The organism is Vallitalea okinawensis (assembly GCF_002964605.1).
In the GTDB taxonomy this organism is placed as follows: domain Bacteria; phylum Bacillota; class Clostridia; order Lachnospirales; family PQDH01; genus Vallitalea_A; species Vallitalea_A okinawensis.
Map to the genome: position 1 here is coordinate 771,824 of NZ_PQDH01000002.1, position 18,686 is coordinate 790,509.

An 18,686-nucleotide genomic window follows, 5' to 3' on the forward strand; every position below is an offset into this window, starting at 1 on the left:
GTTTGAAAGCTGGGGTAATAACTAGTGTTTAAAGTGACGCATGCCAGTGAATACCATAGCAATGTTATGTCTGTTACATGCATCAATGGATTCTTGATCTCTTATTGAACCACCTGGCTGAATAATACATGTAATACCTGCTTTAGCAGCTTCTTCTACGCAATCAGCGAATGGGAAGAATGCATCTGAAGCCAATGCTGCTCCTTGTAAGACTTCTTCGCCTAGACTATCTTTGGCGTGATCAATAGCTTGCTGACATGCCCAAATACGATTAACTTGACCAGGTCCAACTCCCAATGATTGTTTATCTTTACCTATAGCAATACCATTAGACTTCGCATACTTAACAATTTTCCATGTAAAGAGCATATCTTTCATTTCTTTTTCTGAAGGTTGTCTTTCAGTAACAACATCCAATTTCTCATCATCTTGCAGTAATACATGATCGATATCTTGAATTAATAACCCACCAGATACCTTTTTTAAATCATAAGCACCTAGTGGAGCTTTCATTTTAATATTACTTAATTGAAGAACTCTTATATTTTTCTTTTGTTTTAAAATTTGTAATGCATCCTCTGTATAATCTGGTGCAACTACTATTTCTACATAAATTTTATTGATTTCCTCTGCTGTCTTAGCATCAATTTCTTCATTCGATACAACTATTCCTCCAAAGATAGATACAGGATCTGAGTTATAAGCCTTCATATAAGCCTCATAAACGTTCTCTGCACTACCAACTCCACATGGGTTTGCATGCTTACATGCAACTACCGTTGGTTCGTTGAATTCTTTTAAGAGTTCAAGAGCACCATTGGTGTCATTGATGTTATTAAAGGATAATGGTTTACCATGTAACTGAACAGCTTCCGTTAATGTACCCTTTGTATCTGTAATTTGCTTATAAAATGCAGCTTTCTGATGAGGGTTTTCACCATATCTTAAGTCTTGAACTTTTTGGAATGTAAGAGATAATGTCTCTGGATAGGATTCATCACCACGTTTTTTACGCATGTAGTCTGCTATTAATGTATCGTAATGTGCTGTGTGACTAAATACTTTGTTACAAAGATAGAACTTAGTATCCAATGAAATGTCAGAATCACTACTTAACTCTGTAATAACTTTCTTATAATCTTCCGGATCAACAACCACTGTTACATCTTGATAGTTTTTAGCAGCTGAACGAAGCATAGTAGGTCCACCAATATCTATATTTTCAATAGCATCCTCTAAAGTAACTCCCTCTTTTAAGATGGTCTCCTTAAAAGGATATAGATTAACTACAACAAGGTCAATAGGTTCTATGTTTAATTCATCTAGCTGTGACATATGCTCCTTATTGCCTCTCATAGCTAGTAGTCCTGCGTGAATATTAGGGTGTAATGTTTTAACTCTTCCATCTAAGCACTCTGGAAAGCCAGTAACTTCAGAAATACCTATCACTTTTACATCGGCTTCCTTTAGCTTCTGTGCTGTTCCACCTGTTGAAATAATTTCAACACCTAGCTTTTCTAATGATTTAGCAAAATCAACAATTCCTGTTTTGTCTGATACACTAATCAATGCTCTCATCATCTTACCTCCAAGTTAATTTATTTTATTTAAATAAGCTTATCCTAATTTTAAGGGGTACCTAGCTAAACCCTAGTGGTTTAGCTAGATCACATGAGTGTATATAAATAAGTGGTTAGCTAAAAAATGGTAGTAAAAAGCCTGGGCACACCTACTATGTATAGTAGATGTGCCCAGGCGGTCGACAGTTTTCGTTCCGTACTTCCCGTGGGTTAACCCCACTTATTTCCGCCAGTCGTACAGAACAATTTGGTTTGAGGAATTTTAATGAAATCTTTTTGATATATATGCTATAGCATGCATAAGCAATGCTAATATAGCTGTGAATTAATTATTTTGTACATAGGTACCATAAGAAGATTAAGCATAGTACTGCTAATACTGGATGAATCTTATTAGCTTTTTCTTTACCGCTAAATAAACCAACAATCCAGATGATACCATTAATAATGACATAAGATACAACACCAAAAACGATACCTTCTGAAATACTATATGTTAATGGCATTGCAATCATGGTAATAAAAGCTGGAACAGCCTCACTAAAGTCATCAAATTCAATATGCTTAACACCATCTAACATAAAGAATCCAACAATGATTAATGCTGGCGCTGTTGCAAAAGCAGGTATCGCCAAGAAAATTGGTGATAAGAATAAAGCTAATGTAAATAGTATGGCAACGACAACACCTGTTAAACCAGTTCTACCGCCTTCTGCTACACCTGCTGCACTCTCAACATAAGTAGTTGTTGTTGAAGTACCTAACACAGCACCTGCTGTTGTAGCTAAAGAATCTGCGAATAATGCTTGCTTTGCTTTTGGTAATTTACCTTCTTTATCTAAATAACCAGCTTTACTGGAAACACCAATAAGTGTTCCTAATGTATCGAATAAGTCAACGAATAAGAACGCAAAAACGATTGCGAAGAATTCCAGTGACATAATTTCATCCATGTTTAGTGCTAAATTAAAGCCATCACCTTTAAATGCACCGAAGAAAACAATAGGTTCAAGGCTTGGTACTGATAAACCATTTGCAAAGGAAGGAATCAGTGAAAAAGCTCCAACTTCTGGATTAACGATATACCAACCTGCTAATTCTGCCCCTATACCAAGTACATATGTAATCAAGATACCAATTAAAATAGCTCCTCTTACTCTAAAATGTGAAAGAATTGCTATGATAAGAACTCCAAAGCAAGCTAAAGCTGCTTGAGCTGAAGTGATGTTACCGAGTGATACTAATGTGGCTGGATTATCTCCAACAATCCCAGCACCTTGTAAACCAATAAATGCAATGAATAAACCAATACCAGCACTTACTGCATATTTTAGATTCTTTGGAATAGCATTAAAAATTGCTTCACGAATATTAAATGCTGTCAAAATGATAAATAGAATACCTTCAACAAATACTGCAAATAATGCTGTTTCCCAACTCTTACCCATACCTAAGACAACTGAGAATGTAAAGAAAGCATTTAATCCCATACCTGGCGCTAAAGCAAATGGATAATTTGAAAATAGTGCCATTGCTAATGTTCCTATAACTGCTGCTAATGCTGTTGCAGTAAAAACAGCTCCTGCATCCATGCCAGTTGCACTTAACATTCCTGGGTTAACTGCTAATATGTAAGCCATTGTAACAAAAGTAGTAAGCCCCGCTATGATCTCTTTTCTTACTGTTGTGTTGTTTTCAGAAAGTTTAAAATATTTTTCAAACATTCTTAATACCCCTTTCGATTTCCATCATCTAACACACTTTTTTCTTTCATTTGTTTGAAACACTGCTATAACTCGTCTTTATTGTTAGCCTAAAAAATTTTAGAAAATAAAAAAATCCTCTTGGCTAAGAGGAAACGATGAATAGAAGTAGGGTACATCCCTACATAATTAATCATATATCGTTTCACTCGTAGACAGGCAATTTATGGTTGCCGGTAGAAACATCTAGACCTTATTTCCAGATTTATACAAGCGAGTCATTTCAGTATCATGGTGTTCTTTAATACAACCTTATTGTAGCAGACTATAAAAGCAGTGTCAATAAAAATTCGAACATTTTTAAATCATTTTTTTGTAATGTTCATAAATAATGCTAATTTCAACAAAATACTGTATATAACGTTGGTGTATAGGGCACTTACATATATTTCTTTGTAAGAATATCACATATTTAAACCCGAACATTTAGACAACTTGTCCAAAACCAACAATATCCTTCTTAGTGCTTTCTTATATGCTCAGTTCCATGAAGAGTAGATGCACGTTTAACAATATTATAACCGAATTTTTTTCTCAGATCATCTGTTAGTTGATCAACCTTCTTCAACTTAACATCATCTTGCTTTTCTTCTATTAATGAGAATAAACTGGTTTGAGGGCTAACGTCTTCAAAATTAGTAACTGTTACCCCTAATAAACGTACAGGTTTTTGCCGCCAACTGTTGGTTAATAATTGATAAGCATTTTTATAAATCGTATCTGTAACATTAGTACAGTGATCGATTGTGGTGCTTCTAGTGATTACACTGAAGTCATTATATTTTACTTTAATGGATATAGTCTTTCCTTTCAAATCTTTTTTCCTCAGTCTATAACCTACTGATTCACTTAGAACAAGTAGGCGCTTATAGAGTTCCTCTAGTTGATTAATATCATTAGAAAAGGTCAACTCGTTGCCAACTGACTTGGCATCATAATAATCTCTACTAACAACTGGACGTTGATCGATACCATTAGAACGCTGATACATCATATCTGAATATTTGCTTCCAAATAGTCTGGTCAGTTCATCTCTATCATAGGTTGCTAAATCACCTATGGTTTTAACGCCTAAATTTTTAAGCTTTACCGTTGTTTTCTTCCCAATACCATAGAGATCTCCCACTGGTAAAGGCCACAGCATTTCTTCTACATTTTCAGGATAAATTATAGTAATCCCCATAGGTTTTTTATAGTCTGAAGCCATCTTAGCTAACAGTTTATTAGAAGAAATACCTATTGAGCAGCCTAGATCCAACTTATTTTTGATTTCATTTTGTATTTTGTAAGCAACTTCAATAATACTACCATATAAATGTTCTGTTCCTGTCATATCCAAAAAAGCTTCGTCAATAGATAGTTGTTCTTTTAATGGAGTGTAATCATCAAAGATCTTCATCACCTTTTCAGACATATCACTATACAACCCATGAGTTGATTTGAGTAATATAGCCTCAGGGCATAGTTTTAAAGCCTCATGAATGGGCATCGTCGTCTTCACACCAAATGCTTTTGCTTCATAACTGGCAGCCAATACGATACCTCGTCTCTTCTCAGGATCACCACCTACAATAACAGGCAGACCTTTTAGTTCAGGTCGTATTACTTGCTCGCATGAAGCAAAAAAAGAATTCATATCTACATGTAAAATATTTCTCATGCTCATCACCCAACATACGTTCTCCATTAATTGTATCACTATTAGCAACGTTTGAAAAGAAAAAAGCCGCAAAGCGACTTTTAAAATAGCTAAACCTAACCTTTTATACCTGTAAGAACAACCCCTTCAATGAATTGCTTTTGCCCCATAAAAAAGAACATAATAATAGGAAGAGTCATTACCGTTGTAGCAGCCATAAGCAACCCGTATTGAATATCTTTATTAACATTCTGCTGGAACAACCTGAGTGCTAAGGATAATGTGAATTTACCCGTCGTATTAATATAGATCAATGGTCCCATAAAATCATTCCAGGTACCCATGAAGACAAATATTGCTACAGTTGTCAGCACGGGTTTTATTAAGGGCAGCATAATTTTCCTATAGATTGTGAAGTAACCTGCCCCATCTACAAGAGCACTATCTTCCATATCTTTAGGTATCGTCATCAGAAACTGCCGAATAAGAAAGATAAAAAAAGCTCCACCACCAAACCAAGCCGGCACCCATAAAGGTCTATAAGTATCTATCCAATGTATATGAGAAAAAAAGATATACATTGGAATCCTCGTTATATCTGCTGGAATCATCATAGTACCTAATAAAACATAAAATAAAAAATTTCTACCCGGCCATTTAAGTCTTGAAAAACTGTAGGCAACTAATGGCGCTGTTAATAATACACCTGCCAAAACAAGAATAACAACTGTTAATGTATTTTTCAGATATAGAAAGAACTTGAATTGCTCAAACATTTGCACGTAATTTAACCACCTTACTGGATTAGGTAAGATATCTGGCGGAAACTTATATATTTGTTCAGGCGTTTTGAGAGATGTAGAAATCAGCCATATTAAAGGAAACATAAAAAGTATTGACCCTACAACCAGTAAAAGATGAAGAGCTAATTTTTGCATCCTTTTTTTTCTCTCCATTTTAACTCGCCATTTTGTATCGATTGTTGCTTTATTCAATTTTATTACTCCCTTACTCATCTTATCACCTCTTTATCTTAATTCATCAGCTATAATGTACCCATTTTTTCGAAAGAGTAAAGTTAATCACAGTAAAAAACATGATAATTATAAACAGTACCCAAGCTAACGCACATGCATAACCCATCTTCCAATGCTTAAACGCACTATAGAACAGATGCAGATAATAGAACAATGTGGAATCGTTAGGTCCTCCACCCGTCATGACATAAGCCTGCGTAAATATCTGGAATGATCCTATTATACCCATTATTAATTGGAAGAAGATTGTGGGTGTTAATAACGGAAGAGTAATGTATAAAAATTTCTTTATGGAGCTAGCCCCATCCAGTTCAGCACTTTCATAATACATTCTAGGAATATTTTTTAAACCAGCAAGGTAAATAATCATTCCTCCGCCAGCACCCCATAGTGACATGATAATTATGGAATTCTTTGCAAAACCAGGGTCTGATAACCAACCTGGTGCTGCAATACCAAAGAATTCTACAAAGTTAGTTAATATACCATATTGCTGGTGAAACATCCATTTCCACAAGATAGTGCCTGCTACTATTGGAACAATGGAAGGCATATAGAATAAGGTTCGATAGGCTGCTATTCCTTTAATATCTTTATTGAGCATAAGAGCTATGCCTAGTCCCACAAATATGCTCAAAGGAACTTGAAAAATAACATAGTAAGCCGTATTATAAAGGGATTTATAAAAGAGAGGATCTTTCGTAAACATGTGTCGGTAATTATCTATACCAATCCAATTAGGTTCTTCCAAAATGTTGTAATCCATAAAACTGAATCTTATAGCTTCCGTTATAGGAAATAATGTAAATATAATAAATCCTAAAATCCATGGAGCAGCAAATAGTAGTCCGAATACCTTTTGCTGGGTGCTTATCTTTAAATGCCCTGTCTTCAACATTATTTCACTACCTTTCTCATTGATTTTAATAGGATAAAAGCCCCCTACTTCAGTTTAGTTGGTGTATTCGTAGGGGGCTCTTATTAATATTTATACTTATTTATTATCATAATCAGACCAGAACTTATCTAATTCTGTTTGAACAACCTCATTCCCAGCGTCTAGCGCCTCTTGAGCAGTTAATTCTTTATATATAGCCTTATCAATTGCTCTCTCATGCTCAGTCCATAGGATACCACCAACAGGAGAAACAGGACGATGTAATGCAACTGATTTTGCATCAAATGCTACTTGGAATGCATCTTTAAGGGCAGGATTATCTAAACCTTCAACATATTTTTCAAACAATTTCTCTGCCGTTGGCTTATGTGCCGCCAAAGAAGGTATATAGTACTGGCTACCTTGTTCTTCCTTATTATATTTTGCTGAGGCTTCGGCTTGAATTAACATACCATCAGTCGTTACATATTTGATTGCCTCAAAACCTTCTTTTGCATGTTTAGCATTTTTAGGAATGCAATAGGACCACCCACCTGCCCATGTTATTGGATCTGTATTTTCATCAGGTGTTGGAGCTATGGCACATGCAAAGTCTAGATCTGGCTTATATCGAGCAATACTTCCAATAGTCCAGTTTCCATCAATTTTCATTCCAACTATTCCATTAATAAATGGATCATCTGCACCACCTTGTAGGTCTTGTTTGAATGTATTAATTTTTTCTGCACCACCTCCAAGATCATAACCTTCTACCATAAATTCTAAGGCTTCTACGATCTCAGGTTGGTTAAGCATCGCAGTTCTACCATCATCACTTAAGAATTGCCCCCCATTTTGAAAACCATATAAATATAGCCAACTGTTTCCGTAATTTGGTATGAATCCGATTTTTTCGATCTTACCATCTGCATCAAATGCTGTTAGTTTTTTAGAATATTCTAATAATTCATCCCATGTTTTTGGTGGCTTTTCTGGATCTAGTCCAGCATTTCTAAAAGCCTCTTTATTCCAATAGAGAATTCTTGTATCAGTACCTGTTGGAAGCGCCCATACTTTGCTATCAAATGTAACTTCATCAACAGTATAACCTTCATACTCATTTATATCAAAATCAGACTGATCCATATAAGGATCTAAAGGACTAAGTGCACCACGTGAAGCAAACTGAGAAACCATAAAACGATCTAGTACAGCAACATCAGGTGGATTTCCAGCTGCAATAGCAGCAAGTAGTTTGGTTACATCCTGTGTTGAATAATTATTTCCTTCAGTACCAGGTGTTGATTGAGCATCAATCTCTAAGTTAGGGTAAGCTTCATGAAATGCCTCAATCATCTCTTTGTTACCAGATCCTATTTGTTCTGGATTTAGCCCCCAGAAAACAATTTTTGTAGGCTCCCCATCATCATTACTCTTTTCTTCATTTGTTTTAGACACTGATTCTTCACTACTATCATCACTAGAGCATGCACCAATACTTAACAGCATCATGAAAATTAAGATTATGGCTAGTAGTTTCTTCATAAAAATCCCCCTTTTAATTTTTTAGACACGCAATCAAAAATATACAAAATCACTTAGTTATTTTCAAGTATTTTTGTATATTTATTATATGATTTTACCATTTATATTGAAATACTTTTAAAAGACAGCTTTTTAAGTTTTTTGGACTTTACAATATTTTCCTTATATTTCGTCTATAAAGAGATGGGGAAAAACTCTCGTATTTTTTGAAAAATTCTGTAAAATAATATTGACTTGAAAAACCTAATAAATCAGTAATGTTCTTAATAGAGTAATTTGTTTCTTTTAAAAGTTCTTTTGCTCTTTCCAGCCTAACTTTGCAAATTAGTTCTTTTGTAGACATCCCCCTTTTCTCCCTAACAATTCGACAAATCTGTTTTTCACTTAAATACAAATGTGTAGCTATATCTTTTGTAGATTTAATAGAACTTATGTTATCTCTTATGTAAACTTCAATGTTTTTATAACGTTCATCGTTCTTTCTAATTTTTTTAGGGATACTATAATGAATCTCCCTATCTAGATGATATTTTTCATTAATGGTACGAGTTGTCTTAATGAGTATCTGTATAACAGTACTTTTAATCGCATTATAATAGCCAATTTCTTGATCCATGGACTCCTTTAGACACGATTGAAAAAGACCAATAATATTTTTTGTATCATTATAAGCTTCACTTTTAGAATTCTTTAAAATGGTTACCATATTAAATTCTTCGGAAGCATTAATTTCAAGTTCTTCTATACTACAATTGAGACAATATTCCACGTATATATCATCAAGATTTTCTTGAAGATGATAAGTTTCTGGTGGTGTCACATAAAACTGACCTGCTTTTACAACAAAAACCCCTTCATCAGTCGTTACTTTACTAGCACCTTGGGCGACTAAATGGAATTCATAACTGGAATGTTTATGTCTGTCAATTTTCCACTTTTCCTCTCGATACATTACTCTAAACCAAAGTATGTCAATATGAATATTACCTAAGTTAAAGATGAGATCAAGAGAGGTCAGCTTTTGTGAAGCCTCATTGATTTCTTCATCGGTCCATAGATTATTGCATATCCAACTCTTTAAAGTACTTTTCATAATACTCCCCCTCATATCATTTGTAGAATACATTCATGGTTCTTATAATCATTATATCAATTCTATTCTTACAATAAAAGTAAATATAATAATATTTTTACAAACATTTAACTATATAATGATATGCTCACATATAGAACAAGTACAAGGTCAAGTTAAAGTACTTCTTATACTATAAAAAGAAAGCGCAAAGCGCTTTCTTTCTAAAAGTTTTCTATCATATGATGTTCTGCTGCATAAACAGCTGTAGCTCCATCAGATGCGGCTGTAATGACCTGTCTTAGCAATTTTTTTCTTACATCACCAACTGCGAAGACTCCTGGAACACTTGTTTCGCATCCTTCATTGGTCACTACATAACCACCTTCATCAGTAATGACTTTATCTTTTAATAAATCAGAGTTGGGAATGGTACCAACTGCTATAAAAACACCATCTACTTCAATACTAGAATCTTCATCCGTCTTCTTATTGTGTAGATTGATGCTCTTAACAACATCATCGCCTTTAATTTCTTCCAATACAGTATCCCATATAATTTCAACACCTTCTGTTTCAAATAGTTTGTGTTGAAGTACTTTAACTGCACGAAGTTCATCTCTACGATGAATTAAGTATACTTTTTTGCAAAAACGAGCTAAATAGATAGCATCCTCAACAGCCACATCTCCACCACCAACAACAGCTACTACTTTATCTCTAAAGAAGGCTCCGTCACAGGTTGCGCAGTAAGATACACCTCTACCTTTGAATTCTTGCTCTCCTTTAACACCTAGCTCTCTCCATTGTGCACCTGTTGAGACTACAACAGTCTTACCATAGTAAGTATTACTAGGTGTTACAACTTTCTTTACTTTATCTGTTAGATCTAAATCTATTACTTCATCAAAAACAGAAGCCATATCATATTTCATGGCATGCTCTTGTATTTTCATAGCTAATTCAGGTCCTGTTGTATCAGGAATTCCTGGGTAATTATCGACCTCATAAGTATTGAGAACCTGACCTCCAGGCATACCCTTATCAATCATTATCGCATCAAGCTTTGCACGAGATGCGTAGATAGCAGCAGTTAAGCCTGCTGGTCCTGAGCCAACAATAATCATATCATGAATTTTTTCAACAGTATTTGCCATCATCTGCCTCCTTATTTATAATTAATAATTATTCTCTTATAATATTCTCTTTACATATTATACTCTCATTTATTATAGAAATCCAGTATAAATATTACATTACAATATTATAATATACTCATATTATAATATTTGTTACCTAAAATTTCAACCCTTACAGCATTCTTTATTATTCCCAAGTTATGAAAAAGAATGAGTATAGCAAAAGGTACGTCCCTTATATAATGGACGTACCAACATTTTATCCTACATTTAACCCACAATAATCTAATACTAATTCACAGTACATGGCATTAGCCCATGAAAACCACGCTCTTGTAAACTGATTAGGATCATCTACATGAAATCCTTCATGCATTCTATCTGTACCAGCATCTGTTTTTTCCATTAACTTAATAATTCTCAGTTTCTCATCTTGAGATTCTGCTGTTAACCCTTCAATGGCTAGAGATATATGCCAAATGAAATTCTCAGGTGTATGAGGACTACCAATACCTTCAGCAACTTTACCTTTATAAAAATAAGGATTATCTTCGCTCAATAAAAACTTTCTAGTATTTAAATAAATAGGATCATCGCATTTGCAATAGTCTAAATAAGGAATCGATAGCAAACTAGGCACATTAGCATCATCCATTAAGTTATAATTCCCCATCCCATCAGTCTCATATGCATATATTTCTCCGTATTTTTCATGTGAAATGATAGCATGCTTTTTAATTCCTGAATCAATCTCATTCTTTAAAATTTCTGCTCTTTTAGCTATTTGATCATCGTTCAGTATTTTATCAGCTATCTCTATGATATATCCTAAGACCACTACTGCGAAAATATTGGAAGGTATTAAATATCCGTATTGGCAAGCATCATCACTTGGTCTAAATCCTGACCAAGTCATACCTGTTCTTTTTACCGGTTCTCCTAGCCCATTTCGTGATAATGTGTCAGTAGGTGGACAATTTTTTCTTTGGAAACTATATTTAGAATTTTTCTCATGATCTTGCTCATCTTCCCATACCTTTAGTATACTGTGTATGGCTTTTTTAAATGTGTCATCAAAAAAACTTGTTCTTCCAGTTACTTTCCATAGCAAGTAGGCTAACTGTATCGGATAACATAATGAATCTATTTCATATTTCCTTTCCCAGAGCCAATCGTTCATTTCTGTTAAATCGTCATCCCATCTCTTCCCATTAGCTGTTTCATTAAATGCATTGGCATAAGGATCAATGACTATGTACTGCAACTGTTTTTTTACGACCCCTTCTATGATATCAGCCATCTCTTCATTTTCTTTAGCTATTGTTAAATAGGGGCGAACTTGAGCTGCTGAATCACGAAGCCACATAGCAGGAATATCTCCAGTAATGATATAGGTTGTGCTATCCTTCTGTCTTCTTATGGTTGTTTTTAATGTATTCCAATAACATCTTTCAAATATTCTTATAAGTTTTTCTTCACCTTCTAGTTTCTCCGCGACTTGGTTGATCACTTTTTCCATAGAGGATGAAATATCGCGATTTGACATACTGAATCCCTCTTTCCAAGTACATATCTTACAATCTAGAATTATTCTTTATAAAATCGATTAGTTCATCAACTTGGGCATAAGCCAAACATGTCACAGTATCAGCACCACCATAATATATAGCTATACGACCTGTTTCAGCATCTGCTAGAGCTGCACAAGGGAATACAACATTTGGAACATCACCAACACACTCATACATCTTTTGTGGTGATAATAAATAGGGTTCTGTTCTCGCAATCACTTTCCATGGTTCATCCAAATCTAACAAGGCTGCACCAAAATGATACACATAACCGTTACATGATGTTAAGACACCATGATAAAATAGAAGCCATCCTTCTTTTGTTTCAATAGGAACCGGTCCCGCTCCAATTTTCGTACTTTGCCAAGAACCTCTTGTTCCCATGACATGTCGATGTTTTCCCCAATACTCCATGTCTTTACTAAAGCTGACAAATATATCGCCGAAAGACGTGTGCCCAGTATCACTTGGTCGGCTTAACATAGCAAACTTTCCATCGATTTTCCTAGGAAACAAGACACCGTTTCTGTTGTATGGTAAAAAAGCATTCTCAATCTGATGAAATTCTTTGAAATCATAAGTATAGGCCATACCAATGGTTGGGCCATGATAACCATTACACCATGTTACATAATAGCGATCTTCTATCCAACACACACGTGGATCATAAGCATATTCAAAGTTACCTATCTCATCATCTTCACTTACAAATTGGATAGGTTGCTCATCAATATCCCACTGAATTCCATCCTTACTGAATCCTGCATGAATTCTCATTTCACGCCTTTTATCATCACATCGGAAAACTCCAGCAAATCCATCCTTATAAGGAACAACTGCGCTATTAAATATACTATTGGAATTCGGTAATAAATCTCTAGGAATAATAGGATTCTTTTCAGAACGCCATACAACATCCTTGCAACCTTCAGGTCTACTTTCCCAAGGGATATTTTTAAGTGTCTCTCCTAAAATAGTTCTTTTAAGCATATAAAGTACTCCTTTTATACAATAATTATCATCATTAAACATAAGTTATCTAACAAAAAAAGCAATACGCACAGTTTCCTACACTAAAATCTTAGGTTACCTATAGACCTATTGCTTATTCATAATACGTTTCAATATATTATTTTTTAGTACAAGTTCATTAATTACCTATTAAGGATTAAAAGAATAGAATATCCTCCTCAAGAGCAAATACTCTTATTCTTTTAATCACTTTTAATTGTTCGTAGCATTTCAATACTAAAGCCGTTTAATTCCTATCGTTGATACGATGTCATAATATGATTTTATTTAAATGCATCAACTTGTGCTTGTATCTTAGCAACAATATCACGATAGCCTACTGCTTCAAGTTCTTCCATCATTTTTGGAATCTCTACAGATGGATCTGTAGAACCAGTTAATAAACCATGCTTATATTTGTCAACAATTGTCTTTGCTGCTGCGATCTCAGTTTCAATCTCAGTAATATCAGGAGTGAAACCAATTAACGGACTTCCTGGCGCGTTTTGAATATCTTCTTTAACTAATTCCCACTGGTTAACTGGTGCAGGAGCAGTTGGGTACATTGTGAAGAATGTAGCTTGAGAGAATGTCCATGGTTGGAAACCATCATTCAATCTTTCAACAGTTCCTTCTTCAGTCTTCTTATAATGCTCTCCTTCAATACCATAAGCTAACATATTTCTGTAGTCTACATCTAAGTTTGCATATTGTAAGTATTTAAGTGCAGCATCAATATGTTTTGAGTTAGCACTAATGCCGTTCATAGCACCACGAATAGATGCAGTTGAATATACTGGTCCATACTTTTTAACAGTTGTTACTTTATGATTTTTAGTTGAACTCCAAATAGCATCAGCTCCTACAAACCCCTGTCCAGACCAAACAGCAGAATATTTAGGTTCTTCTTGTACCTGTGGCGCATCAGGATTAATATATCCAGCTTGATACCATTCGTGTAATTGTGCGAAATCACTTTGAATATCTTCTTGATCAAATAGACTTACTACATCTGCTGAACCATCATATGGAACACCAATATATAGATCTCTTACTAAGTATTCGTACTGATTACCAAATCCATTTAATCCATCTCTGTTGAACGTTAATGGATATTCGTTTGGCTTTTTAGCTTTTGCAGCCTCTAATATAGGTGTTAATGTTTCAAGCTCGAATCCCACTTGTGAAAGATCCATACCTAACTCATCTACAATGAACTTTTCATCAAAACACCAATACTGTGTTGCAGCAGAATCCTTATATACAGGTATTGCATATAAGTGATCCTGAACCATAGATCCTTTCCAAACTACCTCTGGAATATATTCATATAATTCTGGAGCAGATTCTTTAACCTTCTCAGAAATGTCTGCAAAATAACCTTTTTGCGCACCTATTGCATGGTTGTTATACCATTCACATGTAAAAGCGATATCAAAATATTCGCCTGTTGACATGGCTAATAAAGTTTTTTCATTTTCATAGTATTTAATATCAACTGTTACGCCTATGTCTTCTGCAGACATTTTATTAAGTTCTTCCATTACTTTAGCATACTCTTTTGGTTGATCTCCACCTTGAATCCATATTAAGTTAACAGGTTCATCAGATGTACCTTGAGCATCACCATTTGTGTTCTTTTCACTTGAACCACAGGCTGGTATAGCTAACAATACTGTCATAACTAGTAAAATACTAATAAACTTACGTAATTTCATACAATTTTCCCCCTTAAAATTATTTATTGTTAAAGCTTTTACCATGAAAAGCCTTCCAATCACCTTAACCTTTAACCGCACCAATCGTAAGACCTGAAATAAAATATTTTTGAAAGAATGGATAAGTTACGGCAATAGGTACTACTACAACCATAACGATAGCCATACGGATTGTTTCTCTCGGCAAACGATTAGCAATATCCGACGCATTACCCATTAATGCTCCGTTGGTGGCAAGGAATTCAACATTTCTTTCGATCCTCATCAATACATATTGAAGTGGGAATAGTCCCTGATCATCCATGTAAAGCATAGCCAGGAACCAATCGTTCCAATAGCCAAATGCTAGAAATAAGCCAATAGCTGCTAATGCTGGTAATGATATAGGTAAAACCAGCTTAAAAAATATAACAAGTTGATTAGCACCATCCATTTTAGCTGACTCAATAATTGAATCAGGTACAGTGGTCTGGAAAAATGTTCTTAAGATAATAATATAAAATGATGATACCGCTATCGGTAAAAGCAAAGCCCATATGGAATTTTTCAACATAAGAAGTTGTGTATTAATCATATAGGATGATACCATTCCTCCATTGAATACCATTGGGATAAATATAAGGTATGTTAAAAACTTTTTAAATCGATAATTTTTTCGTGAAAGTACATAGCCCATTGAGGCGTTAAGCAATAAACCAAGAGCAGTACCACCAATAGTGAGTAAGACTGAAACAATAAACGCCTGCCCCATGGTATCTTTTATATCCCATAAATACTCGTAAGCACTTGCTGATAGTTCATTAGGAAAGAAACTATATCCTAGCTGAGCAATTGATTCATTTGAAGATATAGAAATGATAAAAATGAAAATAAGAGGTACAACACATGCCAAAGCTAATACGAGGAATATGCAATTAAATATGATATTCGCCAATTTTGATACTTTATTAAATTCTTCAAAGCCACCACGTCCACTTTCAGCTTTTTTCATATATAAGCCTCCCTCCTTCTAAAACAATGAATTTTCACCGTCAATTTTTTTTGTTATTGCATTGGCAGTAATTATTGTAATGCACCCAAATACTGATTGAAAAAATGCTGCCGCCGAACTCATTCCAATATTCCCTTGATTCCTAAGAGCTTTATATACATAAGTATCTATAGTAGTGGTTACGTCAAAAAGCTGTCCAGAATCTCTTGGTACTTTATAGAATAATCCGAAATCAGAATTAAAAATTCTACCAACCGCTAATATAAACATAATGATGATGATAGGTTTAATTAATGGTAATGTAATCTTTATGACTTGTTGCCACTTAGTTGCTCCATCAATAATTGCAGCTTCGTAATATGTAGAATCTATACCAGAAATCGAGGCTAAATAAACAACCATTCCATACCCTACACTCTTCCACATATTAACAAACACTAAAATGTATGGCCAATATGCAGGTTCAATATACCATTGCACTGGATCTTTACCAAAGAAGACTAAAGACTTATTTAGCATTCCTTTATCAAAACTTAAAAAAGAGAATATAAAATAGCCTATAACAACCCATGATAGAAAATGTGGCAACAGCATAGCTGTTTGAAAAGTTTTTGCTGCTTTTTGATTATGTAACTGTGACATCATAATTGCTAATATTACTGGGATAATTACACCTAAAACTATAAATACGGAATTATATAATAAAGTATTTCTAATCATTATAAAAGCATCTTTTGTTGCAAATAAAAATTCAAAGTTTTTGAATCCTATCCATTCACTTAATATCAGACTTTTAACAAAACCCTCACCCGGTATAAGCTGGTATTTTTTAAATGCGATAATAACACCAAACATGGGCAGAAATGCAAATAATATGTACCAGATCATAGTAGGAAGTGCAAGCAATGTTAACTCAAGATCGTCACGAGTAAGTTTTCTACTCTTTTTATTACCTACCTTATTCATATCATCCTCCTCATAAAATGTCATTCATTCAATTAATATTTATATATCAATATCAATCGACTTCTTAAATGTAAACTTATGACAATTATAGTCACTATCCCCGTATATCTGCACTTAAGATATGGACTCATTGTTATAAAACACCTTATAACTTTTATTTTCAACTTGTTTACAATTTGTTATAACATCATTATATACTATCGTACAGGTTTTAGTCAATATATTTTATAACATTTTAAACAAATATTATATTGATATATGTTATTATGTTATTTGTTATGGTTTACATTATACATTATATGCATTTATACAAATTTTCCTCAGCATTAGACGATAAAATACAAAACTATCATGCAAATATCACATTTCATTACATAAAAACGACATAAAAGTGATGATATCACATTTCAAGTATGTGCAGATAAGTATGGTTCCTTGCTTGATTATTTCATGCAGTACTTTCCCACACTAATAAAAAAAGCTATCGTTTTCGCGATAGCTTTACTGGGTGGTTTCACCAATAATTAATTGAGTATCTAACATCATGATTTTTTCCTGTGCTTTTCCTTCAGTAAGTTGTTCGATCAATAACTTAATAGCCCATCTCCCCATATTATCTTCGTCCTGCTTAATGTGGGTAAAAAATGACTCTCCTGTATAAGTTTTAGGTTCATCAAAACAAATAATTGCTATATCCTCAGGTACCCTTTTTCCTAATTTCTTTATTGCCTTTTTAATAAAATTTGCTATCCCATATTCTAGTGCAAAGATACAAGTAACCTCAGGATTATCTTCTATTTTCTTCATGAGTAGCTGTAATTCTTCTTCTTTATTTTCATAAAACTCTTGTCCTGGTACATAATTAGTGATATTTGTTAACCATAGATTACTATCATTCCAAACAACACCATTTTCAGAATAACTTTTCTTAATACCCTCTACTCTATCCTTTAAAGGTGTATTTTGGATAGGCGCTGATACATGAGCAATATTCCTATGCCCTTTTTGAAATAAGTAATTTACAGCCTTCTCAGCTGCCAAAATATTATTAGTGCCAACAAAACTAGCTGGAAGGCCCTTTAATTGACGGTCAACTACAACAACAGGAAACTCATCTAATATGAGTTTTAAAATTGTAGGATTATAAAACTCTCCATGAACAGGTATAATAACTAATCCATCTACACCTATGTTTATTAATTTATCTATAACATTTTTTTCAAGTGTTTGATCATCAAAGGAACGTTTGACTATCATGAAACTATTATTTTTCTCCACTTCAAGTTCCATTCCTGATAGAATATCCACCCCATAACTACTATTAAAATCCGACATAACAATCCCAATGAGTAGATGGTCGTCATCAGATTGATTAAAGGGTTGATTTTTATCTATCCCCTTATTTATTTTAGCCTCATCTATACTTAGTACGTAAGACCCCTTCCCTTGAATTCTTTTTATGTATCCATCTAGGGCGAGTTGATCTAATGCCTTTTTACTAGTAATTCTACTTACATCATATTCTTGAGCAAGTTCATTTTCAGTAGGTAATTTATCCCCCTCCACATATTCCTTATTCATAATCTTATCAACAACTGTTTTATAAATTTTTTTATACAGTGTTTGTTTCATGTACTCATCTCCCAATTAGCACGCTAGAATTATATCATGCTAATAATGTTATAATGAGTATAACAAATTTTAATAACAAGTTCAAGCTATTTACATACAAAAAACTAGCAGCTTTACAGCTACTAGTTCTTTAGGAATACTTATA

At 34.0% G+C, this 18,686-nt stretch carries 14 protein-coding genes and 2 riboswitches; all 14 genes read right to left on the bottom strand.

Annotation, left to right across the window (positions count from 1 at the left end):
• Nucleotides 1-21 precede the first annotated feature (21 nt).
• The 14 genes from purH to C1Y58_RS08550 all read right to left on the bottom strand — a co-directional run bounded on the left by purH (nucleotide 22) and on the right by C1Y58_RS08550 (nucleotide 18,541).
• Complete coding sequence (purH, locus tag C1Y58_RS08485; RefSeq protein WP_330404408.1) at nucleotides 22-1,578, bottom strand: bifunctional phosphoribosylaminoimidazolecarboxamide formyltransferase/IMP cyclohydrolase; 1,557 nt, start codon at nucleotides 1,576-1,578, stop codon at nucleotides 22-24.
• A gap of 164 nt (nucleotides 1,579-1,742) precedes the next feature.
• Nucleotides 1,743-1,827: riboswitch (ZMP/ZTP riboswitch) on the bottom strand.
• Between the two features lie 82 nt (nucleotides 1,828-1,909).
• Nucleotides 1,910-3,304, bottom strand: a complete 1,395-nt coding sequence (locus C1Y58_RS08490; protein WP_105615581.1) for an NCS2 family permease — start codon at nucleotides 3,302-3,304, stop codon at nucleotides 1,910-1,912.
• Nucleotides 3,305-3,475: 171 nt separating this feature from the next.
• Nucleotides 3,476-3,576: riboswitch (purine riboswitch) on the bottom strand.
• Between the two features lie 227 nt (nucleotides 3,577-3,803).
• Entirely contained in the window at nucleotides 3,804-5,003 is a 1,200-nt protein-coding gene (locus C1Y58_RS08495; RefSeq protein ID WP_157950021.1) for a DNA polymerase IV, read from the bottom strand.
• A 95-nt stretch (nucleotides 5,004-5,098) separates the two neighbouring features.
• On the bottom strand, nucleotides 5,099-5,998 hold the full coding sequence (locus C1Y58_RS08500) for a carbohydrate ABC transporter permease (protein ID WP_105615583.1): 900 nt from the start codon (nucleotides 5,996-5,998) through the stop codon (nucleotides 5,099-5,101).
• A 25-nt stretch (nucleotides 5,999-6,023) separates the two neighbouring features.
• A complete protein-coding gene (locus C1Y58_RS08505) occupies nucleotides 6,024-6,917 on the bottom strand; it encodes a carbohydrate ABC transporter permease (RefSeq protein WP_105615584.1) in 894 nt (297 codons plus the stop codon).
• A gap of 96 nt (nucleotides 6,918-7,013) precedes the next feature.
• Nucleotides 7,014-8,441: an ABC transporter substrate-binding protein gene (locus tag C1Y58_RS08510; RefSeq protein WP_105615585.1), complete on the bottom strand. Its 1,428-nt coding sequence runs from the start codon at nucleotides 8,439-8,441 to the stop codon at nucleotides 7,014-7,016.
• A 148-nt stretch (nucleotides 8,442-8,589) separates the two neighbouring features.
• Nucleotides 8,590-9,534, bottom strand: coding sequence for a helix-turn-helix domain-containing protein (locus C1Y58_RS08515; protein ID WP_170311556.1), 945 nt, complete (start codon nucleotides 9,532-9,534; stop codon nucleotides 8,590-8,592).
• 203 nt (nucleotides 9,535-9,737) lie between these two features.
• Complete coding sequence (gene trxB, locus C1Y58_RS08520; RefSeq protein ID WP_105615587.1) at nucleotides 9,738-10,670, bottom strand: thioredoxin-disulfide reductase; 933 nt, start codon at nucleotides 10,668-10,670, stop codon at nucleotides 9,738-9,740.
• Between the two features lie 241 nt (nucleotides 10,671-10,911).
• Nucleotides 10,912-12,198: a glycoside hydrolase family 125 protein gene (locus C1Y58_RS08525; RefSeq protein ID WP_105615588.1), complete on the bottom strand. Its 1,287-nt coding sequence runs from the start codon at nucleotides 12,196-12,198 to the stop codon at nucleotides 10,912-10,914.
• Between the two features lie 28 nt (nucleotides 12,199-12,226).
• Nucleotides 12,227-13,213, bottom strand: coding sequence for a glycoside hydrolase family 130 protein (locus C1Y58_RS08530; RefSeq protein WP_105615589.1), 987 nt, complete (start codon nucleotides 13,211-13,213; stop codon nucleotides 12,227-12,229).
• A 305-nt stretch (nucleotides 13,214-13,518) separates the two neighbouring features.
• A complete protein-coding gene (locus C1Y58_RS08535) occupies nucleotides 13,519-14,952 on the bottom strand; it encodes an ABC transporter substrate-binding protein (protein ID WP_157950022.1) in 1,434 nt (477 codons plus the stop codon).
• 64 nt (nucleotides 14,953-15,016) lie between these two features.
• On the bottom strand, nucleotides 15,017-15,943 hold the full coding sequence (locus C1Y58_RS08540) for a carbohydrate ABC transporter permease (protein ID WP_105615591.1): 927 nt from the start codon (nucleotides 15,941-15,943) through the stop codon (nucleotides 15,017-15,019).
• A gap of 18 nt (nucleotides 15,944-15,961) precedes the next feature.
• Entirely contained in the window at nucleotides 15,962-16,909 is a 948-nt protein-coding gene (locus C1Y58_RS08545; RefSeq protein WP_105615592.1) for an ABC transporter permease, read from the bottom strand.
• A 501-nt stretch (nucleotides 16,910-17,410) separates the two neighbouring features.
• Complete coding sequence (locus tag C1Y58_RS08550; RefSeq protein ID WP_105615593.1) at nucleotides 17,411-18,541, bottom strand: GntR family transcriptional regulator; 1,131 nt, start codon at nucleotides 18,539-18,541, stop codon at nucleotides 17,411-17,413.
• Nucleotides 18,542-18,686: the final 145 nt, after the last annotated feature.

Excerpts from the sequence above, each read along its gene's own strand:
- C1Y58_RS08505 (WP_105615584.1), bottom strand. The coding sequence starts at position 6,917 with ATGTTGAAGACAGGGCATTTAAAGATAAGCACCCAGCAAAAGGTATTC.
- C1Y58_RS08545 (WP_105615592.1), bottom strand. The coding sequence starts at position 16,909 with ATGAATAAGGTAGGTAATAAAAAGAGTAGAAAACTTACTCGTGACGAT.
- trxB (WP_105615587.1), bottom strand. The coding sequence starts at position 10,670 with ATGGCAAATACTGTTGAAAAAATTCATGATATGATTATTGTTGGCTCA.
- C1Y58_RS08550 (WP_105615593.1), bottom strand. The coding sequence starts at position 18,541 with ATGAAACAAACACTGTATAAAAAAATTTATAAAACAGTTGTTGATAAG.
- C1Y58_RS08515 (WP_170311556.1), bottom strand. The coding sequence starts at position 9,534 with ATGAAAAGTACTTTAAAGAGTTGGATATGCAATAATCTATGGACCGAT.
- C1Y58_RS08510 (WP_105615585.1), bottom strand. The coding sequence starts at position 8,441 with ATGAAGAAACTACTAGCCATAATCTTAATTTTCATGATGCTGTTAAGT.
- C1Y58_RS08535 (WP_157950022.1), bottom strand. The coding sequence starts at position 14,952 with ATGAAATTACGTAAGTTTATTAGTATTTTACTAGTTATGACAGTATTG.
- C1Y58_RS08540 (WP_105615591.1), bottom strand. The coding sequence starts at position 15,943 with ATGAAAAAAGCTGAAAGTGGACGTGGTGGCTTTGAAGAATTTAATAAA.
- purH (WP_330404408.1), bottom strand. The coding sequence starts at position 1,578 with ATGAGAGCATTGATTAGTGTATCAGACAAAACAGGAATTGTTGATTTT.
- C1Y58_RS08495 (WP_157950021.1), bottom strand. The coding sequence starts at position 5,003 with ATGAGAAATATTTTACATGTAGATATGAATTCTTTTTTTGCTTCATGC.
- C1Y58_RS08500 (WP_105615583.1), bottom strand. The coding sequence starts at position 5,998 with ATGAGTAAGGGAGTAATAAAATTGAATAAAGCAACAATCGATACAAAA.
- C1Y58_RS08490 (WP_105615581.1), bottom strand. The coding sequence starts at position 3,304 with ATGTTTGAAAAATATTTTAAACTTTCTGAAAACAACACAACAGTAAGA.
- C1Y58_RS08525 (WP_105615588.1), bottom strand. The coding sequence starts at position 12,198 with ATGTCAAATCGCGATATTTCATCCTCTATGGAAAAAGTGATCAACCAA.
- C1Y58_RS08530 (WP_105615589.1), bottom strand. The coding sequence starts at position 13,213 with ATGCTTAAAAGAACTATTTTAGGAGAGACACTTAAAAATATCCCTTGG.